Genomic DNA, 7,254 nt, shown 5'->3' on the forward strand with positions numbered 1-7,254 from the left:
CGCACCAAATTAATGCACCACAACAGGGCGAAAAGCTGATATAAATCGGTGCGTCCGCGCCAAAAAAGCCCGGCATGCCCGTAACCAAGCCATTCGTGTTCTCTCTGGTGAAACTGGCAAACCTATTGCTAGAGCATTGCCAGGAGCTCATCAGCCGAATTTGTAGGTAAGTGGCGATAGCTTTTGTTAAGCTGCCAGACCTGAATAAAATCGGATGTCATTCACCTGAACTATCCGGCAACAGACTACGCATCCAGCTACACCGAAATGGCCCGCCCGGCGGGATAAACAGACAGACGGAGCATGCACAATGTCCAAAACGATTAATCTGATCAAAGAACACGAAGTCAAATGGGTCGACCTTCGATTCACTGACAGCCGCGGTAAAGAACAGCACGTGACGCTGCCCGCGTCCGAAATCGACGAAGACTTCTTCACCGACGGCAAGATGTTCGATGGTTCTTCCATTGCCGGCTGGAAAGGCATCAACGAATCCGACATGATCCTGATGCCGGATGACGAAACATCCGTGCTGGACCCGTTCACCGAAGAAACCACCGTTAACCTGACCTGCGACATCGTTGAACCATCCACCATGCAGGGCTACGAGCGGGATCCTCGGTCTGTTGCACGTCGTGCCGAAGAATACCTCAAGTCCACCGGTATCGCCGACGGCGCACTGTTCGGCCCGGAGCCGGAATTCTTTGTATTCGACTCCTGCAAATGGAAAGTGGACATGCAGGGCGCCATGTACGAAATCTATTCGGAAGAAGCAGCCTGGGTTTCCGGTGACGACTTCGAGCGCAACAACATCGGTCACCGGCCCGGCGTCAAGGGCGGCTATTTCCCGGTTCCGCCGGTAGACAGCCTGCACGACCTGCGCGGCGCCATGTGTGCGGCCATGGAATCCATGGGGCTGGAAATTGAAGTACACCACCATGAAGTAGGCACTGCGGGCCAGTGTGAAATCGGCGTTGGGGCCAACACCCTGACCCGCAAGGCGGACGAAGTTCAGATCCTCAAGTACTGCGTACACAACGTGGCGCATGCTTACGGCAAGACAGCCACGTTCATGCCCAAGCCGGTCGTTGGCGACAACGGTTCAGGCATGCATGTCCATATGTCCCTGAACAAGGAAGGCAAGAACGTATTTGCCGGCGACGGCTATGCCGGCCTCAGCGAAACCGCCCTGTACTACATTGGCGGTATTATCAAGCACGCCACCACTATCAACGCCTTTACCAACGCGTCAACCAACTCCTACAAGCGTCTGGTTCCGGGCTTCGAAGCACCGGTTATGCTGGCTTACTCAGCCCGTAACCGGTCCGCTTCCATCCGTATCCCCTGGGTGAACAGTGCCAAGGCACGGCGCATCGAAGTACGCTTCCCGGATGCTTCCGCGAACCCGTACCTGGCATTCGCAGCCCTGATGATGGCCGGCCTGGATGGTATCCAGAACAAGATCCACCCGGGCGATGCCATGGACAAGGACCTGTACGATCTGCCGAAGGAAGAGGCGCTCAACATCCCGACGGTAGCCGAGACCTTCCAGGAAGCCCTGGACTCGCTGGAGAAGGATCACGAGTTCCTGACCCGCGGCGGCGTCTTCACCGAAGACATGATAGAAGGCTACCTGGAACTCAAGCGCGAGGAAGTCGAGCGCCTGAACATGACAACTCACCCTGTTGAGTTCGACCTGTATTACTCCTGCTGAGTCGTACTGCTGATCCGCTCAGCGGTCGCAAGCAGTCTGAAGCCCCGCCTCGTGCGGGGCTTTTTTGTTTTACCAGGATTGAAAACCGGCAGCACCACGCCGATAATCGGAATAAATCAGGAAAAGGTTGGTGCTATGACGTGCAGGCTCTCTCTCATCAGTGCGATAACGCTTTTGTTATCTGCCCCGGTTGCGGCCGAGGTGTACCGTCAGGTCGACGCCCAGGGCAATGTGACCTACACCGACGAACCGTCCGACGAGTCTCCCGCGGAAGAGGTGAAGATCAGGCCGGTCACGACCGTGACACTGCCCAAACCGGAAACTGTGCGCGAGCCGGAGCAACTGCGGGAAAAAGTCGAGAAGGAAGGGGCCGCCTACTCCCGCGTCGGCTTTGTCGCCCCCGAGGACGAGCAGGCCTTCTACAGCGGCAGTGGTGATGTCTCGTTCCAGGTGTCCAGCTCTCCCGGGCTGAAAAGGGGCCACAGGTACGAGGTCACCCTGGATGGCCAACCGGTTGGCCAGAGTGAGTCAAGCACCGTTACGGTGCGTAATATCGACCGCGGCACCCATCAGGCGGGGGTTGGCATAGTCGACCGCAGCGGAGTCACTATCAAAACCGGCGAAACCATCCGTTTTACCGTGCATCGCCCAAGCGTACTGAACTGAACATACACCGGAAGGGGCTGTCCGGACCGGCCAGCCCCTTCCAGACAGACCGTCCTGGCGTCTTAATATTCCTTTTATGATCTATTATGGTGCATTCGCACCATAGCCTTGCGATAGACTGTTCGCTCAAGGGGCGTATCCCCACGGTTTTACCCGGTTCCCTCAATGTGGTTCATTTTTTGCTGACTTTTTTCTGTCTGCAATTGGTAAAAAATGATCCGGGTCCCCACCAAAAAGGGAAAGCGAATGGCAGTACCGGCCGAGTACAAGAACATTCTGGACAGCCTGACAACGGCAGTACTGGTGCTGAAAGACGGGCTGCGGGTGCAATACCTGAACCCGGCTGCGGAAAGCCTGTTCGAAACCAGCATCACCCGCAGCCGGGGCTTGCCGATCCACCATATCCTGGCGGATTCGGAAGACACTCTGAAAACACTTTATGCGGCGGCGCACACAGGGCAAAGCTATACCCGCCGGGAGGCCGAGTTTGTGCTGGCAAGTGGCACCCGGCTCACCGTTGACTATTCAGTTACATCGGCAAGCCTCGAGCCGTCCGCGCTGACCATCGAAATCCAGCCACGGGACCGGCTGCTGAGAATCAGCCGCGAAGAGGAAATTATTTCCCAGCAGGAAACCACACGTATTCTGGTTCGTGGCATGGCTCACGAAATCAAGAACCCCCTGGGGGGCATTCGCGGTGCAGCCCAGCTTCTGGACCGGGAACTCGATAGCGAAGACCAGCGTGAATACACCCAGGTGATCATTGCCGAAGCGGACCGGCTGCGTTCTCTGGTAGACCGCATGCTCGGCCCCAACAAGGCACCCAAACTGGCAGCCACCAATATTCATGAGGTGCTCGAACGGGTCAGGACGTTGCTGGAAGCAGAAAGCCGCGGCCGGTTGAGCTTTCACCGCAATTATGACCCAAGCATTCCGGAATTTCCCGGTGACAAGGAGCAACTCATTCAGGCATTTCTGAATATTGCCCGTAACGCCATGGAAGCCGCGGTTGAAAACCAGTCAGATAATAATAGTTCCACACCCCCCACCATTACTTTCCGGACCCGGGCACTGCGCCAGTTCACCATCGGACATCGCCGGTACCGCCTGGTCTGCCGGGTGGAGGTGCTCGATAACGGCCCGGGGATACCGGCCGACCTGCTGCAGAACGTTTTCTACCCGATGATCAGTGGCAGGGCCATCGGCACCGGGCTGGGCCTCTCCATTACCCAGAGCATTATCGGACAACATAACGGGCTTGTGGAATGTGAAAGCAAGCCAGGCAGAACCAACTTCATCATCTTCCTGCCCCTGGAGGACAACCAATGAACCAACCGGCAAATATCTGGATCATCGACGACGACCGCAGTATTCGCTGGGTACTGGAGCGTGCACTGAGCCAGGCCGGCATGCAGCCCCGGGCTTTTGAGGGCGGCGACAGCATAATGACCCGACTGGGCCATGAGCAGCCCGACGCCATCATCAGCGACATCCGAATGCCGGGCGTGGATGGCATCACTCTGCTTTCGCGCATTGTGGCGAATTATCCGGATTTGCCGGTCATCATCATGACGGCCCACTCCGACCTGGAAAGCGCGGTAACCAGTTACCAGACCGGCGCATTCGAATACCTGCCCAAACCCTTCGACGTGGACGACGCGGTAGCACTGGTAAAACGGGCAATCGCCCATAGCCATGAACGACGGGCAGCCGGTGAGCCGCAAACCGACAACAAGCAGCGCAGTACCGAAATTATCGGCGAAGCGCCGGCCATGCAGGAAGTATTTCGCGCCATCGGCCGCCTTTCCCATTCCAACATTACGGTACTGATCAATGGCGAAAGCGGAACAGGCAAAGAACTGGTGGCCCAGGCACTGCACAATCACAGCCCCAGGTCCAGCAATCCTTTCATCGCTCTGAACATGGCCGCCATTCCCAGAGACCTGATTGAGTCCGAATTATTCGGCCACGAGAAAGGCGCCTTTACCGGAGCCGCAGCTGCCCGTCAGGGCCGGTTTGAACAGGCCAACAGTGGCACCCTGTTTCTTGATGAAATCGGCGACATGCCCGCCGAAACCCAGACCCGTCTGTTACGGGTTCTGGCTGACGGCGAGTTCTACCGGGTCGGCGGCACCACGGCAATCAAGGTGGATGTCCGCATTATCGCTGCAACCCATCAGGACCTGGAAAAACTGGTGCAGGCCGGCGCCTTTCGGGAAGATCTGTTCCACCGCCTGAACGTGATTCGCGTGCATCTGCCAAAACTGGCAGAACGTCAGGAAGACATACCGCGTCTGATGCAGCATTTTCTGAAGAGCGCCGCCAGGGAACTGGCCGTCGAAACCAAGATACTGCGACCGGAAGCCGAAGAATACCTGACCACCCTGCCCTGGCCCGGCAATGTCCGCCAGTTGGAAAATACCTGCCGCTGGCTGACGGTGATGGCCAGTGGCCGTGAAATTCACATCAATGATCTGCCCCCGGAACTGATGCAACAGGCATCGGGACCGGCCACAGGCCAGACCTGGCAGGATGGCCTGCGCAACTGGTCGGAACAGGAACTGAAAAGGGGGCAAAAGGGAATTCTGGACACCGCCGTGCCGGAGTTTGAGCGTATCATGATAGAGACGGCACTGAAGCACACCGGCGGCCGCCGCCGCGATGCCTCTGTGCTTCTGGGATGGGGCAGAAACACGCTGACCCGCAAAATCAATGAGCTGGGCATGGACCATCCTGAAAGCAAGGAGGACTGAAGTCCCTGCTGACAGAGGCCCTGGCCCTGCCCCGGTATTGTGAAACGCTTACTCTACTGCTTCGGGTTCGGGTAACTTATGGGTTATGCCCTGATGACAGTCGATGCAGGTTTTATCAGTCGCTTCACGGTATTCCTTCGAGTGCCTGCGCTTGGCATAGCGGTCCTGCATGCTCAGAACCATGGCATCGTAGCTGTGACAACTACGGCAGTTAGCGGAGTTGTTTGCACGCATTTTTGCCCATACGGATTCTGCCATCTGCCTGCGATGAGCTTCGAACTTTTCTGCCGTGTCGATTTTCCCGGTAAGCCAGGAGGGAACTTCAACAAGCGCCGCCTGGGTCTTGCGGACGACCTTGCCCCACCAGTCCTTGGGCACATGGCAGTCAGAACAACCAGCGCGAACCCCGCTCTGGTTGGCAAAATGGCTGCTTTGTTCGTATTCGGGATACACAAACGCCTGCATCTCATGACACGAGGTGCAGAACGCAACGGAGTTTGTTGCCTCCATGGTGTAATTGAAGCTGCCAAGCAGAATCACTCCGGCAACCAGCATCACGAAGCCACCCGCAGGAATAAAGAGCAGGTATTTCGTTTTCGGCCACTGCCAGAGACGTCGCCACCAGCCCTTTTTTTCCTGATCCGAATCTTTTTCCCCCGCCATCGTTTCGCTCCCTCAAACTGGTGTTACTTCACTGGCATCCGGCATTAACCCCTGACGCTCTATTTCATCCCCTCTCTGGCGTAGAATTCAGCCAGGGCCTTGATATCCTGTTCACTCAGGGCTTCAATGGCAGGACCCATCTTTTCTGGCTGCCAGCGCTCACCGTTTTTGTAATCGTTGAGCGTACTGACCAGATAGGCTTTCCATTGACCCGCCAGAATGCCGGCGTCATCCAGGGCCAGGCTACCGCCATCGGAATGGCATTTTGCGCACCGTTGTTCCTGGATCTGGGCACCCACCTTTGCGAGATTTTCATCGAATGTCTGATCTGCACTCTGGAAAGGCTGATCAGCAAAGTAAGCCGCGAGTTCGATAATCTCGTCCTCGCTCAGCTGCTTCGAAAGCTCACAGTGGTCCTCGGCAATGCCTTCGTGCTCGCTCTCACTGAATTCCTTCTTGGCGCAGGGTCGAGCACTCTCCTGATACATCAGCAGCTGATTTTCAAGAAAGAAGGCAGAAGCACCGGCGATAATCGGAATGTTTTCGTCGTCGCTTACACCACTTTTATTATGACAACTTGCACAGTCTTCAGCCGCTGATGGAGCCTGGGCGAAAACGCCGGTGCTCATCGCGAGAGTAGCCAGGGTCGCAAGGATAAGAGAAATGGTTGAGCGCATCGGAAGCTCCTTCTAGTTTTCCGTCGTTACTGCGTGCCTGGATTCGATCACAGGGAATTTTGCCAGATTCCGGCGTATTCTCAAGCTACTCGCCTGCCCCGAGTGTTTCAATTGTAAGCCTGTAAATCCGGGATTGCCTTTGACCCATATCAATTAAAAACGGTATCTCAACCTCTGTTCCTGTTATAGCCGTCAGATCATTGCCCTGGGTGTCAGCGTAGTTGCTGCTGGGCATTTGCTTCAGGCCAACATCCCGACGACGAACAGAAGTGGCGTCACCAGCACCACAACCACGTTCATGCCCAGATACCGTTCAATCACGGAGGGGCGGGCATTCACTCCCCGTGTGATTACAAACAGCAGCGGTAAAGTCATCAGGGCAATGAGTGTGCCTGGCGGCCACCATCCCCTAAGCCAGCCCGCGATGATCCAGCCGTAGACCAGCAATCCGGACAACAGATAGACAATAAGAGTTGGTTTCAGGCCGTAGGCAATCGGAAATGTAATACGACCGACTTTGCGGTCGGCTTCCACATCGGGAAGCTGATTCAGCAAGAGCAGGTTATTGACCAGCAGGAAGGGTATCAGAGATATCAGCCAGGCAATGGTGTCGATGCGTCCCTGCAGCACCAGATGAGTTCCGACTATGAACAGCACTCCAAACCCCAAACCGGGTGCGATCAGACACAGCCACGGGTACCGGTTAATCCACCTGGTATAGGTATAGATAATTAACACTCCCAGCGCCCCGAGTGGTATCAGCCCGTAACCGGCTTTCGGA

At 56.2% G+C, this 7,254-nt stretch carries 7 protein-coding genes; 4 read left to right on the forward strand and 3 right to left on the reverse strand.

The window, feature by feature from the left end:
* Positions 1–310: 310 nt before the first annotated feature.
* The 4 genes from glnA (at position 311) to ntrC (ending at position 5,133) form a co-directional block, all read left to right on the forward strand.
* Positions 311–1,714: a glutamate--ammonia ligase gene (glnA, locus tag VJ956_RS14970; RefSeq protein ID WP_324085841.1), complete on the forward strand. Its 1,404-nt coding sequence runs from the start codon at positions 311–313 to the stop codon at positions 1,712–1,714.
* A 135-nt stretch (positions 1,715–1,849) separates the two neighbouring features.
* Positions 1,850–2,380, forward strand: coding sequence for a DUF4124 domain-containing protein (locus VJ956_RS14975; RefSeq protein WP_324085842.1), 531 nt, complete (start codon positions 1,850–1,852; stop codon positions 2,378–2,380).
* A gap of 246 nt (positions 2,381–2,626) precedes the next feature.
* Positions 2,627–3,709, forward strand: a complete 1,083-nt coding sequence (gene glnL / locus VJ956_RS14980) for a nitrogen regulation protein NR(II) (protein WP_324085843.1) — start codon at positions 2,627–2,629, stop codon at positions 3,707–3,709.
* Positions 3,706–5,133: a nitrogen regulation protein NR(I) gene (gene ntrC / locus VJ956_RS14985; RefSeq protein ID WP_324085844.1), complete on the forward strand. Its 1,428-nt coding sequence runs from the start codon at positions 3,706–3,708 to the stop codon at positions 5,131–5,133. Before glnL ends, ntrC begins: the two co-directional genes overlap by 4 nt.
* A gap of 48 nt (positions 5,134–5,181) precedes the next feature.
* Here ntrC and VJ956_RS14990 read toward each other — a convergent pair whose 3' ends face one another.
* The 3 genes from VJ956_RS14990 to VJ956_RS15000 all read right to left on the reverse strand — a co-directional run.
* Positions 5,182–5,796 (reverse strand): NapC/NirT family cytochrome c, encoded by a 615-nt coding sequence (locus VJ956_RS14990; protein WP_324085845.1) that lies wholly within the window; start codon positions 5,794–5,796, stop codon positions 5,182–5,184.
* Between the two features lie 59 nt (positions 5,797–5,855).
* Positions 5,856–6,473, reverse strand: coding sequence for a c-type cytochrome (locus VJ956_RS14995; protein ID WP_324085846.1), 618 nt, complete (start codon positions 6,471–6,473; stop codon positions 5,856–5,858).
* A 240-nt stretch (positions 6,474–6,713) separates the two neighbouring features.
* Positions 6,714–7,254, reverse strand: a 541-nt coding sequence (locus VJ956_RS15000; protein WP_324085847.1) for a prenyltransferase, incomplete at its 5' end; no start/stop codon positions are given.

Origin of the sequence: Marinobacter sp., assembly GCF_035268745.1 — a bacterium.
GTDB lineage: Bacteria > Pseudomonadota > Gammaproteobacteria > Pseudomonadales > Oleiphilaceae > Marinobacter.